Below are 17,470 nucleotides of genomic sequence, written 5' to 3' on the forward strand. Positions count from 1 at the left end.
CTGGCTCCTTCTTTTTTATGCTCAAAATTCTGTCTTAGGCTTTTTCACGAATGACCAAAACACCATCTTCCATGTCAGCTTCTAGGTGTTTAGCATCAAGGTTATCCAAGTGGAAGTCTGTGACTTTGTCACGAATTTGTTGTTCAACCACACGACGGAGTGGACGAACACCCATGACTTCATCGTAGCCTTCCTCAGTCATGTATTCTTTAGCAGCTTCGCTCACTGCCAAATCAATGTCTTTCTTAGCCAAGGTTTGGTTGACTTCAGCCAACATTAAATCCACAATCTTAGAAAGGTCTTCCTTGGTCAAGTGTGAGAACTCGATAACTGCGTTAAAGCGGTTAAGGAATTCTGGGCGGAAGAATGGTTTCAAACGATCCATCAATTCTGGTTTATCTGCATCTTCTGTCAAGTTAGCTTCATAGCCAAATCCCGCATTTGAAGTCGCAATAATGACAGTGTTCTTGAAGTTCACTGTATTTCCTTGACCATCTGTCAAACGACCATCATCCAAGACTTGGAGGAGAAGAGTGATCACTTGAGGATCAGCCTTTTCAATTTCGTCCAAGAGAATGATAGAGTATGGATTACGACGAACACGTTCTGTCAAGGTATTGCTATTGTCATCATATCCTACATATCCGGCTGTTGTACCGATTAGCTTAGATACGGCTGTGCGGTCACTGTATTCAGACATATCCAAACGGATGATTGCATCCTTGGTCCCAAACATATCCAGCGCCAATTGCTTAGCAAGCTCTGTCTTACCGACCCCAGTTGGTCCTACAAAGAGGAAACTACCGATTGGGCGATTGCCTTCATCGAAACCAGCACGGTTACGACGGATAGCACGAGCTACTGCTTCTACCGCCTTGTCTTGGCCGATTACCTTATCTTGCAAGCGATGTGCCATATCTTTCAAACGTTCGATGTCTGACGCTCCCATTTGTGAAACTGGAATACCCGTCATTCGTTCTACAGATTCAGCCACATCGTTGACACTTGCAGTTACTTTCATATCTTCTGTGTGGTTTTCGATTTTCTTTTCCAATTCTGCAATGCGTGTTTTATAGTTTAGAGCTGCTTCAAAATCTTCTGCCTCAACTGCTTTTTCTTGCTTGTCTTTTTCTGCTTCAATTTCACGTTCAACAGCATGTACATCTGTTACTGGATGCTGAGCTGCTAAGTGAGCTGCCGTTACATCGACAAGGTCAATAGCCTTATCTGGCAAACTACGTTGTGGAATATACTGAACAGAATAATCCACTGCTGCTTTCAAAACTTCGTCTGGCAAGATGACATTGTGGTGTTGTTGATAGAGGTCACGAATTCCTTGAAGGATTTTATATGTATCCTCTGCTGAAGGAGCATTGACCTTGACTTCGTTGAAACGACGAGCAAGGGCTGCATTTTTCAAGATAGTATTACGGTATTCATCTTGAGTAGTTGCTCCAATCACTGTCAATTCTCCACGTGAAAGAGCTGGTTTCAAGATATCAGCAAGACCTTTAGACCCTTGACCATCACCTGTGCTACCAGCACCAAGAATTTGGTGAATTTCATCAAAGAAGAGGATAATATTCCCTGCTTCTTTCACTTCATTTACTAGATTTTGAACGTTTTCTTCAAAGCTACCACGGTATTGGGTCCCAGCCTCAAGGCCTGAGATATCAATGGAAATAATTTCCTTATTCTTAATAGCAGCTGGAACATCACCATTCACAATCGCTTGTGCTAGACCTTCGACAACGGCTGTCTTACCAACGCCTGCATCTCCGACCAAAACAGGATTGTTCTTAGTACGGCGTGAAAGAATTTCAGATGTTTCTTGAATTTCCTTGTTTCGTCCGATAACAGGATCCAGCTTGCCCTCACGAGCTTCTGCTGTCAAGTTTCGACCTAGTTTAGCAAGGACACCATCTTGTTTCATACCTGACGTATGTTGTGGCATTTGTCCATCAACTTCTGCATTTCCTGGCAATTGACCAGTTGCACGATAGTGAGCAAATTCCTCAGGTGTGACTTCACGTCCATTAATCAAGTAGCGACGGTTTTCAGAACTGTATCCGCGCATACCACCCATCAATTGGTTAAATAAATCATCCATGTTGTTAAAATTATTAAAGTTGTTGTTCATATTCTTTACCTCATTTTGTTTACTTAGTTATGATTACTGATATTGACTATCTTTGACCTTTGTTTTAAAAAATTTAGACTAGCTAAATCGCTACTCTACGTACTATTTCTGGTTTTTCTTTTTCAAGCAGGAGTAGACTATCTTTACTTCTGAAGATTTCTAGATTAAACATAGACCCCACCTCTTTCTATTTTACTTTAAATAAGTGTTCTAGCAAGGCTTTCATTTACCTTACGTTCATAATATACTACATTAGTCAGAAAAGGTCAAGGATTTTGACTTTAATTGACCAATGTTTTTTATACTCTTCGAAAATCTCTTCAAACCACGTCAGTTCTATCTGTAACCTCAAAACAGTGTTTTGAGCACTTCCTAGTTTGCTCGTTGATTTTCATTGAGTATAAGTGTTCGAGTAAGGCTTTCATTTACCTTACGTTCATAATATACTACATTAGTCAGAAAAGGTCAAGGATTTTGACTTTAATTGACCAATATTTTTTAGAATGCAAAAACACCCTGAAACATCAGGGTGCCATTCTTACATCAAATATAAAATTGCTAGGGTCAAGAGACTAGCTAGAAGCCCCACTCCCCAAAAGAAGAAGTCAACCTTCCACTCGCTCCAAGGATTTCCTTTACCAGACAATCCTCCAAGTTCAAAATGGTGATGCACAGGCGTCATACGGAAAATACGTTTACCACCTGTCAGTTTGAAATAGCTGACTTGCATCATGACCGAAGTTGTTTCAAAGACATAAACAATTCCGATAATCAAGAGAGTCCATTCTTGGTGGAGGGCCATAGAGATAGCTGCCAGCATTCCACCTAAAGCCAAACTTCCCACATCTCCCATAAAGACTTTAGCAGGCTTATGGTTAAAGACAAAGAAACCAAGCAAACCACCAATCATACCCATAATCACCAGAAGAATATCCATCTGACCTTGCACATAGGCAATAACTCCATAAGCTGACAAACTAATCACAACGGAAATACTAGCCAGACCGTCAATACCGTCTGTCAAGTTTACTGCATTTGAAAAACCGACTAGCCAGAAAAGGGCGAAAAGAATATAGAAAATCCCTAGATGCACTTGGTAACCAAAGACTGAAAGCATATCGCCCCCACGCTCATAGAAAAGGTAGAAAACGACCCCACCTAAAAGCTGAAGAGCCAATTTTTGCTTAGGATTCAGCCCCTCATTGATTTTACGGAAGACCTTGAGGAAGTCATCTAAAAATCCGACAAGTCCATAAAGGACCAAGATGAACAAAATCATCCCCACATTATTGGTCAATTGTTTTGAAAAAAGAGCAAGAAGGAAACTCACCACAACTGCAGCAATAAGGAAAACAAGTCCCCCCATAGTTGGCGTGCCAGCTTTTGCCTGATGCTGTTTGACATCCTCATGCATCTGCTGGCCTGTAATTTGCGCCTTTCTATAAAATTGGATAAAGGCTGGAATTCCTACCAAAGTTAGTAAAAATGTCACAATTCCAGCACTGATGGAAATAAACATATTAGTCTCCTAAAGTTAATGTAATTTTTTTAATGTCCTTGATGGCTGTATTAGCACGAACATCTTGCTTCTGCACAGTAGAGCCCGAACCTTCAAATACAAGTTCTATATTTAACCACTTAGAAAAAGCTTCTGCGGTTGCTTTTGTCCAACCATACATATCTGGAACTTCCTCTGCTTTATCAGATAAGAGGAGAACTTGCTGGTTAGGTGCAAGATTAGTTCCTTCTTCTACAGATGATTCTTTAATCTTTGTTCCTGTTCCTACAACGATTGGTTGCACAATATTGCGACGTAAGGCTTCCGCCAAATCGCCAGGTGAAATATCCTTGATGCTAGGCATGGCATAAGCGCTTTGATTGGTTACCTGATCTAATGTTTTAGCGGTAGATTGCAGGTTAAGGGAATCTTTCATAGCCACTGCCCTTTCCAAAATAGGATTGGCAAATTCTCCCAACTGGATACCTGAATAATGCTCAGGCTGTTGAACTGTCACATAGAGGATAAAATCAGGATTTTCAGCAGGGTTCATCGACACAGCCGAAAAAATGTAATTGGTCGTACCAACTAAGTAACCTCCATTTTTCTCATCGGCAATCTGGGCTGTACCGGACTTGAGGGCGATATTTTGACCAGGAACAGTTACAGTTGGCTTGCCTGTGCTGTGGTTATGCATGGTTCCATAAACTGGATCTGTTCCTACCAAAACCATGTTGGTTCGAGTTAGACTGGCCGCATCTTTGGAAACAGGATTTCCTACAATCTCTTTTTGAGATTTCCGAACAGATTGGTCATTTGGGTCATATAAGGCACTGATAAATTTAGGTTCTAACATGACTCCATCATTGGCAATAGCCGTGAAAGCACGAATCATTTGCGTCTGGGTTACTGAAATCCCTTGTCCAAATGAACTCTGAGCAATATTTACGATATTGTCAGCCGGAAGTTGACCTGCATATTCATCCGTCAAGCCAAAACGAGTCGGAACACCGAATTTAAAGCGATTTAGATAATCAAGCCAGGTAGCATCTCCCATCTTTTGCTCAAGAAGCGTCATCCCAACGTTACTTGAGTGAGCGAACCCTTGAGAAAAGGTCATCATTCCGCCACCGGTCAATCCTTCATTGACGTCCCAATCTCGGATAGTAGCATCTGCTACTTTTAACTCACTACTATTGAAAACTTCTCCTCCTGGGAAAGTGTTATTGTCAATAGCAGCAGCGAGCGTCATGACCTTCATGGTTGACCCTGGCTCATAGTTACTTTGATAGAGGATATCACGCCAAACAAAGTCCTTGGTAAGTCCTTCCTTAGTATCGGCATCAAAGGTTGGTCTCTGCGTCGTTGCAAGAATCTCCCCCGTTTTAGCACTAACCAAGGTAGCCGTCATATACTTGCCTTTTACTTTTTCTTGAAAGGCATTCATCTGTGTCTCCATGAAGGACTGAAGGGTGCTGGAAATAGTCGTATAAACATCCTTGCCATCTACTGTTTGTTGGGAAACTTGTTCTGTTCCGGGGACAATATTACCCAGACGATCTTTTTCATAGGTAATAATACCGTCTTTCCCTGCAAGAATACTGTTCAAGGAACTCTCCATCCCAGAAGTTCCCAGCAAACTCTTGCTTCCATCTTCATTTTCATGGAGTTGAGCTAAACCAATAAAACTAGAAGCGAATTGTCCATTTGGATAGCTTCTATTAGGGCTAGTTGTGAAGTCAATTCCTTCAACACTAGCGTCTTTTAGATCCTTTTTAATAGCCATCATATTGGCATAGGTAATTCCATTTCCTTTTGCTCCAAAAGAAACTTGAGTCAGATTCGGTTGAGACAATTGTTCTTTCACATAAGCCTCGTCCATATCCAGATACTTATGGAAAACCTCTGCTACCTTATTAAACTGGGCATCTTCTACATAAAGAATTTTACCCGTTGCTGATTTGTATTTTTTATCAATGACAGCATAGACATTATAGGAGGTTGCGTCCTCAGCAATCGGGACTCCATTTCGGTCATAAATAGTCCCACGTTTGGCAGGGACTATACGAGTTATTTGGTGAACTTTCTTAGCCTCTTTGACTAGATCCGTTCCAAATTTACTACCACTCCCGATAATAACAGCAAAATTGACCAAAAAGACAGCGAAAAGTACGACAGCTAACAAGCTGATGTACTTCCCCACTATTTTACGGTTTTCTGCTGGAGATTTACGGTTTCTAATCGCAAATCGGGTTATTCTTTTTGTCCACTTCATATCTTACTCCGCTGATCGAATATTCTCATTATTCAATTTTAAATCCTTAGAATTTGCGATTTCTTTCAAGCGTTCTGCCCTCAACAATTCATTTACCTCTTGTTTGGCATCATCCAACTCTGTCTTCTTCTCCTCTATCTGCGCATTGATTTTTGTCAAATCATTTTGTACTTGTAGGAGTCGGGTCTGCATAAAGATAATACTCAGCGCCAAAACGAGAGCTGTAAACGCAATGGAAAGATAAAAAGCCTTCTCCACACGGGAGAATTTTTTTATACGATTCTGCAAGAATTGACTAGTTGTTTCTTTTTTATCTACCATTTTTCCTCTTACTTGTGAATTTTTCTGGCCACGCGCAACTTGGCTGAGTGCGAGCGGTTATTAGCTTCTAATTCTTCTGCACTTGGCAAGATTGGCTTACGGGACACCAATTCCATCTTGGGCTTGAGATCATCTGGGATGAAAGGCAAACCTTTTGGAACTTCAACTGTTGAAGCATCCTTGAACAATTGCTTGGTCAAGCGGTCTTCCAAGGAATGGAAGGTAATCACTGAGATTCTACCATCTAGAGCCAACATCTCCATAGCCTGCTGGATGGACTCATCTGCCGCTCCCAGTTCATCATTGACTTCAATTCGAATAGCTTGGAAAATCTGCTTGGCAGGATGGCCCTTCTTCTTGAGCTCCTTGGCAGGTTTAGCCGACTTGATAATCTCTGCCAACTCAGTCGTAGTCTCGATTGGCTTGACTTCACGCGCTTGTTCAATCTTACGGGCAATCTGTTTAGAGAATTTATCCTCGCCATACTTGAAGAAAATACGAACCAAGTCATGATAGTCATAGTGATTCACCACTTCATAGGCTGTCAGACTAGCATCCTGATTCATCCGCATGTCCAGTGGCGCATCCTTTTTATAAGAAAAACCACGCTCACGCTGGTCCAGCTGAGGACTAGACACTCCCAAGTCATAACAAATTCCATCAATTTCCTGAACACCAGCTTCGCGCAAACGTGCCTGTAAATGACGGAAGTTATCCTTGATAAAAGTCACCATTCCCTTTTCAATGTAAGGAGCCAAGCGTTTTTGCGCATTGTCAATGGCATTCTGGTCTTGGTCAAAGGCATAGAGATGGCCTTTTTCACTTAATTTACTTAATAAATATTCGCTATGGCCTGCTCCACCCAAAGTCGCATCAACGTAGATACCGTCAGGCTTTACGTCAAGCATATCAATCGTTTCGTGGAGTAAGACCGTTACATGATGAAATTCTTTTGTCATATCTTATCTATTTTACCACAAATCTGACTAGCTTGCACTAGTCAGACAAATAGGCCAAAAACAAGTAAGAATTTCTTTAAGAAATATGTCAAATATGCTTGACATCCGCTCTATAGAAGAATATAATGTAGTCAAATATATACGACACAAATCAGAAAGGAGACCAGATGAATCGTGTGAAAGAATTTCGCAAGGAATTGGGTATTTCCCAGCTCGAACTAGCCAAGGATATCGGTGTCTCGAGACAAACCATCAATATGATTGAGAACGACAAGTACAATCCAACCCTGGAACTCTGTCTCAATCTCGCCCGTAGCCTCCAAACTGACCTCAACAGTCTCTTTTGGGAGGATAATTTTTAAAAAAGGAGCCAACTTATGAAAAAAGAAACCTTCACGGAAAAACTCATCAAACGCACTTACGGTATTTCTGGTCCCCTTGACGAATACAAACGACGCGAGGCTGATCGTATCGGCAACCAAATCTTTATCATCCTCTTTTATCTGATGATTTTCGGAAATCTTATTCCACTCCTTCTGGCCTATAAATATCCTCAAGAAGTGGCTCTAGTCTATCCTCCTCTAATTTTAGTGATTGCCCTCATCGCTGCTGGCTATGTCACCTACCAAATGAAAAAAACAGGGATTACAGCTATTGATCCAGATATGCTGAGTGAGAAAGAAAGTAAGCAACTACACTACCCAGGTCTGAAAGCAGGTTTGTTCTTTGGTCTATGGATGTTTTTTATAACTCCTCTTCTCGGTATACTCATAGGTGAAGGTCAGGACTATTTTCATTCTCTTCTCACTATAAGAAATGGTGTATCAAGCATTCTAGGTTCTATTTTCTTCGGAGCGAGCATACAGTTCCTCATCTCCCGTCGCATTGCAAAAACTAAGAAAGATCAAGATGAGGATTAGGAGGTGCCCTATGAAAAAAGAAAAGAAACAGTTACGTTATCCTGGTCTGAAAGCAAGTTCGATTTATGGAACAATAATATTTTTTATAATTCCACTCATTGATACCCTAACAAGTGAAAATCCAAATTTTATCAGTTCTCTTCTAAATACAAAACATATTTTTAAAACTATACTGGGAGCTTTCTTTTTCGGAGTGATGATGCATATTGTCGACTCACTTCGTATTGCAAGGGCTAAAAAAGACCATGATTAGGAGGTACCTATGAAATCATTACTAACTTTACTGACCTATCATCTTTTGTTCAGTTCTCTTCTCATCTTCATCATCATTTCAGGGAACTTGCCAATCAGCGAGATATTCCTCGGGCTAGTCTTTATTCCAGCCCTTAACAAAGGACTGACTTATCTAAAGATTGACTCCCAAAAAACGCGCATACTCAACTTAGCACTATACTTTATAATTCTATCTTTTCCACAACTGATGCTCGCCTCAAGCGGTTGGAAATATTATTTACTGTTCACTATCTCTATCCTTTCTTCTATCACTTATCTTTATTATCTCTATCAATTCGTAAAAGAAAGTCAGTAAAACCACTCATTTAGGAGGTTACTAGCATGAAAAAAGAAGACTTCACCACTCGCCTACTTCGAAATCTCTTTCATATCCAAGGCCCTTTTGATGAATGCCGACAAGAGATTATCTACAAGGCTTGTGCCCGTTCTATGGTTCAAATCGTTTATTCTTCCTTCTTCCTCTTCTTATTTTATCTGTTATTTGGACGCTTCATAGAAACCGTTCGCTATGCTATGCCCTATGTTTACTCTGGACTCATCTTTTTCATTACCTTAAAGACTCAAAGAGCTGTCAAAGAACTCCATCTGGAAAAAGATGACAAGTCAGAAATCATCCTCAAAACCTACAGCAAAGGCCAAATCAAATTTCGAAGTTGGATTGTGTTTATCGGTCTTCAGATTGGCCTCTTTACCTTACTCATCTTTCATAAAGTCTTCGTTCAGCAGATGTTCCTTTCAGATTTTGTGAAGTTGCTCATGCAATTCGATAAAAGTGTTCCTTTCCTGATGTATGGCCTGATTATCGGTAGTATTTTCGGAACCCTGACCTACGGGTTTCTATCACTACAGGAGGAGAAAACTCCTAAACATACCAAACAGAAGGAGAAAAGCAAGCAATGACTTCACTATATGATTTTTCCGTCTTGAACCAAGACAAGCAAGAAACTCCACTAAATGCCTATCGTGGGAAAGTTCTCTTGGTTGTCAACACTGCTACTGGATGTGGTTTAACGCCCCAGTACCAAGGACTTCAAGAACTCTATGATCGCTATCAAGAACAAGGTTTTGAGATTTTAGACTTCCCTTGCAATCAGTTTATGGGACAAGCACCAGGTGGCGCAGAGGAAATAAACACCTTCTGTAGCCTACATTATCAAACCACTTTCCCACGTTTTGCCAAGGTCAAGGTCAACGGTAAGGAAGCAGATCCCCTCTATGTCTGGTTGAAAGACCAGAAATCTGGCCCACTAGGAAAACGAATCGAATGGAATTTCGCTAAATTTCTCATCGATCGTGATGGGCAGGTCTTTGAACGCTTCTCTTCAAAAACAGACCCCAAACAAATTGAAGAGGCCATACGAACCCTACTATAATTTCACAATCTCACTATGATTAGGTTTCTTTTATCCTAATGAATAGTGAGATTTTTTGATGGGCTTTGACTTGAATAGGAAAACACCCCATGATATGAACCATGAAGTGTTGTAAAAATGATACATTCATAGCAGACAAGGCACTACTGACTGCTATTCTTGACTCCTGAGTATGTATAGGTCCTATTTCTGGGACACGCTTTTTCCGTTACCACCCTAAAATAAAAGCTATGCTCCCGCCCATCCTTGGCATTTTCCTTGTTTAAAACAAAGTAGTTTTTCTGATTCATCGCCATGGTTCGTAAGATGTCATCAATCAAGAAAGTCAAGGGTACGTTCATGGCAGAGTATTTTTGAAAATCCTCTTCAAAACGAATATAGTCATCTGAAAAATAATCCATCTGCAGTTTGTTTTCATACAGCTCTTTTCTAGTCATAAACTCCCTCCTCCCACAGTCGAATTTCGAGGACATCTGCAACCTCTATCAACCTATATCTCTCGTTTGTCCTAATAGATAGAGTCTGAGGCGATAACTCTCTCACCACACCGATGATAGTGGTTTTCTGCTTCTTTTCCTTTAGCACAAAACTTCCCCTAAGTTGGCCAACATAAAGCTGAGAAAGCAAGTGCAACTTATCATCTGGAGTCAAATCCGTCGAAAAATCAACACGGCTTTTTTCTTCACTGAGCGAACTGGTGTGTTCTGAAAGGTAAAATCCCATCCACTTCTTCATACCTGTATCTTGATAATCTCGCGCGGATTGAAAAGGTAAATAAGAACGATCAATCATTGTAATCCATCTAATCCTCCAGCAGAATGTCCTCCAATCAGCTTGCTTCTAGCAAGACTCCTAGAGGCTTCTTCCAGTGCATTGGCTCTTAAAAGGGAAGTGAAACCAAATTGTTCCCGAATGGAGTCAATGGCCGTCTGGAGCCTTTCTTCTTTTTCTAACTTGTCAACATCATCAAAAAGGGAAATCAAACCAAAGGACTCATCCACAAAGCCTGAATAGTTAACTCCGACACTTCTAACCGCTCCAGAAGTGTATTTGTTATGAAATAGCTTCAAAACATAATCCGTTAAGACAGCTGTATTATTGGTAGGTTCGACCTTCATTTGTGTGTGAATAGACGACCTAGCCTCCTGTTTAGAGAAACCGACATAGATAGAAACAAGGGTTGTTTTCTTGCCCGCCCTTCTCAGTCTAATAGCCACCTGCTCCGCCATTTCTCGGAGAATAATTTCAATATCCCGTAGCTTCACGTAGTCTCTCGGCAAGATTTGAGAATTCCCCAAGCCCTTGGATTTGGCTTTATAGGGCTTATGAACATTGCTCTCATCAATCCCGTTAGCATGAAACCACAAACGCAAGCCAGACTGACCCAGAACCTTCTTTAGCTGGTCGGGATTACTGGTTGCCAATTCCTTGATGGAAAAAATCCCCAGAGCATGCAAGCGTTTCTCCATCCGCCTGCCAATCCCCCAAAAATCCGTCATCTTGGGAATGGACCAGACCTTCTCTTCCACATCCTGGTAAGACCAGTTGGCCCTCATGGTCCGAGTGTGCTTGGCTTCATTATCCAGAGCCAACTTGGCCATTAAAGGATTGGCATTTGACATGCCCACTGTAGAGTAGATCCCTGTCTGCCTCCAAATATCCCTCTGAATACGAGCAGAAAGCATATCCAGCTTGTCTTTGCGAGAGAGACTCTTGTCTGAAATGAAATAATTAAGTGAACTAGTCAGGTCAATAAAGCCCTCATCGATAGAGTAGGGATAAATATCATCTGGACTGCCATAATTCTGAAAGATTCGCTGGATTTCCATATTGACTGCGATGTACTCATCCATCCTAGGTGGCACAATCAAGGTCACTTGAGCCCAATCTTCGATGTAGCGAACATAGTCTGAGTCGGTAGGTAGCCCTTGCTTTCGAGCATTGTAATAGGAAAATTTTCGCGTTTTGATATCAAAAGGCAAATCATAGGCCCGACCAACATTTGACTTGCCAAAAATCTTCTTAAACAGGGGAGAGGAGGCTAGGATAAGACCAGTTGAGTTATCCGCGCGACTCATGACACAAAGCGAGGTTTTCAGCGGATGTAAGCCCCTTTTCACACACTCAACACTAGCATAAAAGGATTTCATATCGACAAAGGCAATGTCACTTTGGGGCTCTCTGGAATAATCAAAGTAGCCCATTGACTAGCCCTCCATCGGTACAAAATTCCCAACGATAATGCCAACAATCCGAGGATCTTCCTCATAGGAGATGAAAATATCCTTGTATTTAGGATTGATAGAGACCAGACGCAATCCATTCTCCTCTCGATAGACCCGTTTGATATAGGTCTGGTTGTTGCAAACCACTGCATAAACCGCCCCGTCATAGTCAAATCCTGTCTCTCGAATCAGAGCTACTGAACCATTTTGGTATTTAGGTTCCATGGAGTCCCCAGACACCCATGACGCAAAATCATGAGCCAATTCCTCATTAAAGTAAACCGTATCAAAATTCTGATCATCGTAGACCGAAGCCCCAATACCTGCTGACATGCGTTCATAAACACGGTACTCGTAGAGGCGCTCTGGCATAGCTATCACTTTCTGGGCTTGCTCCTCTTGAGATAGGTTGCGAGCATAGAGAACAACCTTCTCCTGCCCTTGCTTGGAGAGGCTATGGTAGAGACGGACAATCTCGATCTGAGTAAAATATCCTTTTGGCACTTTTAAAATATTCTCTAACTGAGTAACTTTCTCCTTGGACGGTTCCTTGACTCCACGTTCCCAAGCTGAGTAAGCTTGGAAACTAATCCCAAGTTGCTCTGCAATTTCCTTCTGTGTCAGTTTTAACTCTTTCCTCCGAGCCTTTAATTTTTCTGGCTGATACATACTTCACCTCCTATTATGATGCTTTAATGGACACTATCTCCCTTAGAAAGACTAATCGATGCTTGAATCCATAATTTCAAAACTCAACCATTATGGTTTAGTTTTATTATATAAAAAAAGTAGACAAATGTCCACTAGGAAAAGCAGAAACATCGTGAGTTTTATACTCAATGAAAATCAAAGAGCAAACTAGGAAACTAGCCGCAGGTTGCTCAAAACACTGTTTTGAGGTTGTAGATAAGACTGACGAAGTTAGTCACATATATACGGCAAGGCGACGTTGACGCGGTTTGAATTTGATTTTCGAAGAGTATTAATCAAACTAAAAGGATCTAGCCCTATACAATACAGAACTAAATCCTTTGAATAAATAATTGATCTAACTTTTAAAATTCCTACAGAAATTCCAGTTTTTCTCTATTTGATACCAGACATTAGTTTTTCAATACGTGGAACGTAGAAGAGTAAGATAATACCGAATACAATCGTAATTCCTCCAACAATTCCATAGTAAGCCACTTCAGTTTCACTTGTATAAAATTTTACAATTTGAGCATTGATAGCTTGGGCAGCTGCATTACTCAAGAACCAGATAGACATCATTTGTGCTTGGAAGGATTTTGGTGCTAGCTTAGTAGTGACTGATAGACCAATAGGCGAAATCAACATCTCCCCCACAATCACAATAGCCCAACTCATAATCAACCAGAAAGGACTGACCTTAACATCTGTCCCAAAGAGCATCCCTGGTAACATCATCCACAAGAAGGATAAACCTGCTGCTAATAAACCGTAAGCAAATTTCTTAGAAGAGGACGGTTGCTTTTTACCCATTTTCCCCCACAACCATGCAAAAATCGGCACATAAATCATAATGAAAAGTGGATTGATACTTTGGAAAAAGCTAGATGGGAAATGAATTTGATTTCCAAATACATTAAAGTAAAGTCGAGTTTGATCATCCGCAAATAGAGCGAGAACAACAGATCCCTGCTCCTCAATAGACCAGAAGAGTACTCCAGCGATAAATAAAGGAATGTAGGCAAACACTCGGGATCTCTCAGTAGCAGTTATTTTATGACTAGATAAAATTTTGAAGAAATAGTAGATTGGAATGATTACCGCAATCACTGTAAAGATATTAACAATCATATCCACGTTAAACTGGTGAGTAAAGACTAAACCTATAACCACGAGAATAACCATGACAAGTGTAATCAGCAAACGTTTAATCAAGGTCTGCTGGTCCTTCTGCGAAAGTGGATCAGTAGGGTAAAGACTTGATTCAGGCAGGTATTTCTTCCCATCTAAAACATACTTCACCAAACCAAAGAACATCCCAATGGCAGCTAATGAGAAACCTAGATGGAAATTGACTTCCTGACCTAGATAACCTACTAGATAAGGGGCAACGAAGGCACCTAAGTTAATACCAAATACAAAGATACTAAAACCTGCATCCCGTCTATCATCCTCTTTCTCATAAATTCCCCCAACCATATCTGAGATATTGGGTTTTAAAAATCCAGTTCCAAAGATAATCAAGGCAATAGAAAGATAGAGAGCCACTTGTCCAAAAGGTGTTGCTAAAGCAATATGCCCTAGCATAATCAGAATCCCACCGTAAAAGACAGTCTTACGGCTTCCTAAAATACGGTCACTGACAAAACCACCGACAACCGAGGATAAAAATACCAGCGAGCCATAAATCGCCATAACCGATGCAGCTGTGGTCTTATCCATTCCCAATCCACCATCTTGCACACTATAGTACATATAGTAAAGTAGGATAGCTCGCATCCCATAGTAAGAAAAGCGTTCCCACATCTCTGTAAAGAAGAGGGTGGACAAGCCCATAGGATGTCCAAAAAATGTTTTCTGTTTTTCCATATATATTCTCCTTGAACGATATAATAATTCATTTTACAGAATTTTCAAATAAATGTCAAACAAATCCTGTTTGTTTTAGAAAATTTTCTGAAAAAATCACACGTCTCATACTTAATTCCACCATAAAAATCCGTTTCAGACTAACTTCCACTTCGGTCAGGCAAGCGAAAGTTACTTTAAAAAATCACCTTTAAAAATTTGCTCTTGTTTAGTTTAAAAATGTTTCAAACCTTGAAACATACTTATCCTTTCCTCTTCAGTAAACAAAAAACATCCCTATGCCAAACTTGTAATTACTAAAATACAAGTCAATAAGCATAGAGATGTAAAACTGTTACACATTAAAAAATAAATAATTAGCAATCAAAGAATAGAAATTGTGTACGAAATGTCTCAATTAGTTTTCATTAGTAAATATCATTTCCAACAAACGCCCTCTCAATTCCTTATCCTGATGATGCAAGATATTCATTAACTCATGAGAATTTTTGGCATTGATGAATTGATTTAACAATCTATCTTTTAATTCATATGGAAGAGAAGCCGTCTTTAGTAGTCTAAAAACTTCGTCATTTAGGGATGTCCTTTTATGATCTTTCCATTCAAATCTAGCTGTATCATTCTTATTTGGCAATTCAATTATAGACACATTCGTTCCTTTAAAATGAATTCTATGCCTTCTATTGCTTGGAACGATACTAGAATCTCCTTGTAATGCCAACTCTACCATTCCTATTTCCCAATCGATTGATAATCTTGTTTTATATCTTTGACCATTTTGATCTTCAATCATTTCAAAAGAATGTTGCTTGCCTGGGAATACATACCAATCTACAACTTCAGGTAAATCAACACCCATACCTATCTCAGAACCAACCAAGGGAATGATTGCACCACTTTTTGCAAACACAGGTATAGTCGAAATGTCTCTATAAACACTTAACTTCACACCACCTGTGTACTTTTTCTCTGAAAAGAAGTCATACCATTCACCTTCTGGGAACCATACATCCACTTTTGCAGATTGGAATGCCAAATCCATCTTTTCTACAATGGGAGCCACCATCAGTTCTGTTCCAAAAAAGTATTGATTTGGAACATTATAACTCTCATCATTCTCTGGGTAGAAATAATACATTGGGCTGATTAATGGGGTACCTTCCTCATGTGTTTTTACATTCATGGTATATAGATATGGAATCATCTGATGTCTCAAACGAAGGTATTTCTTCATAATCTTAGATGTTGTTTCTGAAAAAAACCAAGGTTCTTTACTATTAAAGGGGCTTCTAGAACTGTGTAATCGAGTAATCGGACTAAAAACACCAAACTGTAGCCATCTGGTTTGTAGCTCTTCGTCATAATCCCCCAGCATGTGCCCACCGATATCATGACTCCACCAACTATAACCGATATTAGATGCTGTTGCTGTAAAATAAGGTTGAAATCTTAAGGAATTCCAACTAATAATGGTGTCCCCTGAAAAACCAACAGGGTATCGATGACTACCCGGCCCTGCATATCTTGATAAAATCAACCCCCCTTCTGCATTTTTACAACTATCCTGATAGTGATAATGGTTTAAAAGCCACAGCGGATCCAACATGCCTTGAGTCCCTTGTTGCCAGTCAATCCACCAAAAATCTACTCCCTGCTTTTCTAGCTCATAATGAACATCTTTAAAGTAGGCTTCCCTAAAAGAGGGATTAAAAAAATCAAAAATAGCAGGTTCTTCTAGTTCTACATTTAACCCCAATCGTTTTGCGACTTGAGGATAAGCTTCTTCATAAGCCCGTATACCATCAGCAGGATGGACATTTAAGGAAAGTTTTAACTTCCTATCATGAAGTTCTTGCAATAACTGTTCTGGATTAGGTATTAAGTTTTTATTCCAACTATATCCTGTCCAACCACTTCCAAAACGGGCTGGAATGTCAGTTATATGCCAATCCATATCTAACACACCGATAGATAATGGAATTTTCTCTGTTTCAAATCTGTCCATTAAATCCAAGTATTCATCCGACGTATAAGGCCAATATCTACTCCACCAATTGCCTAAAGCATATCGTGGCAACAAGGGTGTTGAACCAGTCAAATGGTAAAAGTCTCTGATTGCTCCTCTATAATCATGCCCATAGGCAAAGAAATACAGGTCAATTTGATTTTCTCTCTCAATATAACCAGACTGTTCATCCCAAATAAATCCTTGAGAATCATCCAATAAGGCTATACCATTTCGGCTAATAATTCCATCTTCTAACGAGATTGCTCCATCTGCCTTATCCAGAGTCCGAGCTGTTCCTTTTAACGTTTCAATAGATTCACCAAAATACCAGCGACTACCATATACGGCAAAATTTCCTTTTAATTCTATAAATAAATTTTCGGCGTTAAATTCTCCTTTATTAAAGTGCAAATGAAAATAGTCCGTCATAATATCTAGTACGTTTGATGTCTCGATATAATCTAACGAAACTTGACCAAAATCTCTATTATAGATAAGTTGTGTCGTTCTATCCTCAAAACTTCCAGTTTGAGAGTATTCTAACCTTACTAGCTTGTCTGTTAATACAGAGATTCTATAAAACTCTCCCTTAAAAATTTTCAATTTGTTTTCCTCCTTTTATGGTAGCATAAAAACAGAACGCACCATTTTTGATGCGCTTTTCATTATTCTAAATGCAATGTTCTATCTATGACAAATAATACTCAATTGAAAAAATGTAGTGGACAAAATATCTTTTAACAAATCAAGATGTTATTAAAGAGTTATCCCTTTTCAACCTTTCTAAGATAGGATTAATAAATAATTTCAAACTCTTACTAGCAACCATACGATATTCAAGATCGCGTGCTTTTTGCTCATCTCGTTCTTCCTGCTTATTTCTTAGAACTGAAGAATC

Annotated in this window: 17 protein-coding genes; 6 read left to right on the top strand and 11 right to left on the bottom strand. The window is 39.8% G+C overall.

All coding sequences use genetic code 11. The features are described 5' to 3' along the window. Positions 1–34 precede the first annotated feature (34 nt). The 5 genes from O3650_RS03345 to rsmH form a co-directional block, all read right to left on the bottom strand. Entirely contained in the window at positions 35–2,140 is a 2,106-nt protein-coding gene (locus O3650_RS03345; protein WP_261083410.1) for an ATP-dependent Clp protease ATP-binding subunit, read from the bottom strand. A 538-nt stretch (positions 2,141–2,678) separates the two neighbouring features. Next, the gene (gene mraY / locus O3650_RS03350) at positions 2,679–3,659 is read right to left on the bottom strand and encodes a phospho-N-acetylmuramoyl-pentapeptide-transferase (RefSeq protein WP_261084415.1); all 981 of its coding nucleotides are present in this window, start codon (positions 3,657–3,659) and stop codon (positions 2,679–2,681) included. A gap of 1 nt (position 3,660) precedes the next feature. Further along, positions 3,661–5,913, bottom strand: a complete 2,253-nt coding sequence (gene pbp2X, locus O3650_RS03355; RefSeq protein ID WP_261084417.1) for a penicillin-binding protein PBP2X — start codon at positions 5,911–5,913, stop codon at positions 3,661–3,663. Between the two features lie 3 nt (positions 5,914–5,916). Beyond that, positions 5,917–6,234 (bottom strand): cell division protein FtsL, encoded by a 318-nt coding sequence (gene ftsL, locus O3650_RS03360; RefSeq protein WP_000227822.1) that lies wholly within the window; start codon positions 6,232–6,234, stop codon positions 5,917–5,919. Between the two features lie 8 nt (positions 6,235–6,242). Then, positions 6,243–7,193 (bottom strand): 16S rRNA (cytosine(1402)-N(4))-methyltransferase RsmH, encoded by a 951-nt coding sequence (gene rsmH, locus O3650_RS03365; protein WP_049501866.1) that lies wholly within the window; start codon positions 7,191–7,193, stop codon positions 6,243–6,245. A 167-nt stretch (positions 7,194–7,360) separates the two neighbouring features. Here rsmH and O3650_RS03370 point away from each other — a divergent pair, with 167 nt between their 5' ends. Genes O3650_RS03370 through O3650_RS03395 form a run of 6 tightly spaced genes read left to right on the top strand, consistent with a single transcriptional unit; the run spans position 7,361 to position 9,780 of the window. Next, positions 7,361–7,555 (top strand): helix-turn-helix transcriptional regulator, encoded by a 195-nt coding sequence (locus O3650_RS03370; protein WP_001082471.1) that lies wholly within the window; start codon positions 7,361–7,363, stop codon positions 7,553–7,555. A 15-nt stretch (positions 7,556–7,570) separates the two neighbouring features. Further along, positions 7,571–8,113, top strand: coding sequence for a DUF3278 domain-containing protein (locus tag O3650_RS03375; RefSeq protein WP_261084419.1), 543 nt, complete (start codon positions 7,571–7,573; stop codon positions 8,111–8,113). Between the two features lie 10 nt (positions 8,114–8,123). Continuing rightward, a complete protein-coding gene (locus O3650_RS03380; protein ID WP_261084421.1) occupies positions 8,124–8,366 on the top strand; it encodes a hypothetical protein in 243 nt (80 codons plus the stop codon). Positions 8,367–8,375: 9 nt separating this feature from the next. Continuing rightward, a complete protein-coding gene (locus O3650_RS03385) occupies positions 8,376–8,702 on the top strand; it encodes a hypothetical protein (protein WP_261084423.1) in 327 nt (108 codons plus the stop codon). 26 nt (positions 8,703–8,728) lie between these two features. After that, complete coding sequence (locus O3650_RS03390; protein WP_261084424.1) at positions 8,729–9,307, top strand: DUF3278 domain-containing protein; 579 nt, start codon at positions 8,729–8,731, stop codon at positions 9,305–9,307. Then, positions 9,304–9,780 carry a glutathione peroxidase gene (locus O3650_RS03395; RefSeq protein ID WP_261084425.1) on the top strand — a complete coding sequence of 159 codons (477 nt, stop codon included), beginning with the start codon at positions 9,304–9,306 and terminating at the stop codon, positions 9,778–9,780. Before O3650_RS03390 ends, O3650_RS03395 begins: the two co-directional genes overlap by 4 nt. Before the next feature lie 143 nt (positions 9,781–9,923). Here the strand turns inward: O3650_RS03395 and O3650_RS03400 are convergent, their stop codons facing one another. The 6 genes from O3650_RS03400 to O3650_RS03425 form a co-directional block, all read right to left on the bottom strand. Beyond that, the gene (locus O3650_RS03400; protein WP_023945290.1) at positions 9,924–10,217 is read right to left on the bottom strand and encodes a DUF5960 family protein; all 294 of its coding nucleotides are present in this window, start codon (positions 10,215–10,217) and stop codon (positions 9,924–9,926) included. After that, the gene (locus O3650_RS03405) at positions 10,210–10,572 is read right to left on the bottom strand and encodes a hypothetical protein (RefSeq protein ID WP_261084426.1); all 363 of its coding nucleotides are present in this window, start codon (positions 10,570–10,572) and stop codon (positions 10,210–10,212) included. The genes O3650_RS03400 and O3650_RS03405 overlap by 8 nt, the downstream gene beginning before the upstream one ends. Further along, entirely contained in the window at positions 10,569–11,984 is a 1,416-nt protein-coding gene (locus O3650_RS03410; protein WP_371491603.1) for a Y-family DNA polymerase, read from the bottom strand. The genes O3650_RS03405 and O3650_RS03410 overlap by 4 nt, the downstream gene beginning before the upstream one ends. A gap of 3 nt (positions 11,985–11,987) precedes the next feature. Beyond that, positions 11,988–12,674, bottom strand: coding sequence for an XRE family transcriptional regulator (locus O3650_RS03415; protein ID WP_033678242.1), 687 nt, complete (start codon positions 12,672–12,674; stop codon positions 11,988–11,990). Between the two features lie 417 nt (positions 12,675–13,091). After that, positions 13,092–14,564 carry a peptide MFS transporter gene (locus O3650_RS03420; protein WP_023945298.1) on the bottom strand — a complete coding sequence of 491 codons (1,473 nt, stop codon included), beginning with the start codon at positions 14,562–14,564 and terminating at the stop codon, positions 13,092–13,094. Positions 14,565–14,961: 397 nt separating this feature from the next. Next, positions 14,962–17,175, bottom strand: coding sequence for a TIM-barrel domain-containing protein (locus O3650_RS03425; protein WP_261084430.1), 2,214 nt, complete (start codon positions 17,173–17,175; stop codon positions 14,962–14,964). Positions 17,176–17,470: the final 295 nt, after the last annotated feature.

This window comes from Streptococcus sp. 20925_1_24, from assembly GCF_041432335.1.
Lineage (GTDB): Bacteria > Bacillota > Bacilli > Lactobacillales > Streptococcaceae > Streptococcus > Streptococcus mitis_BM.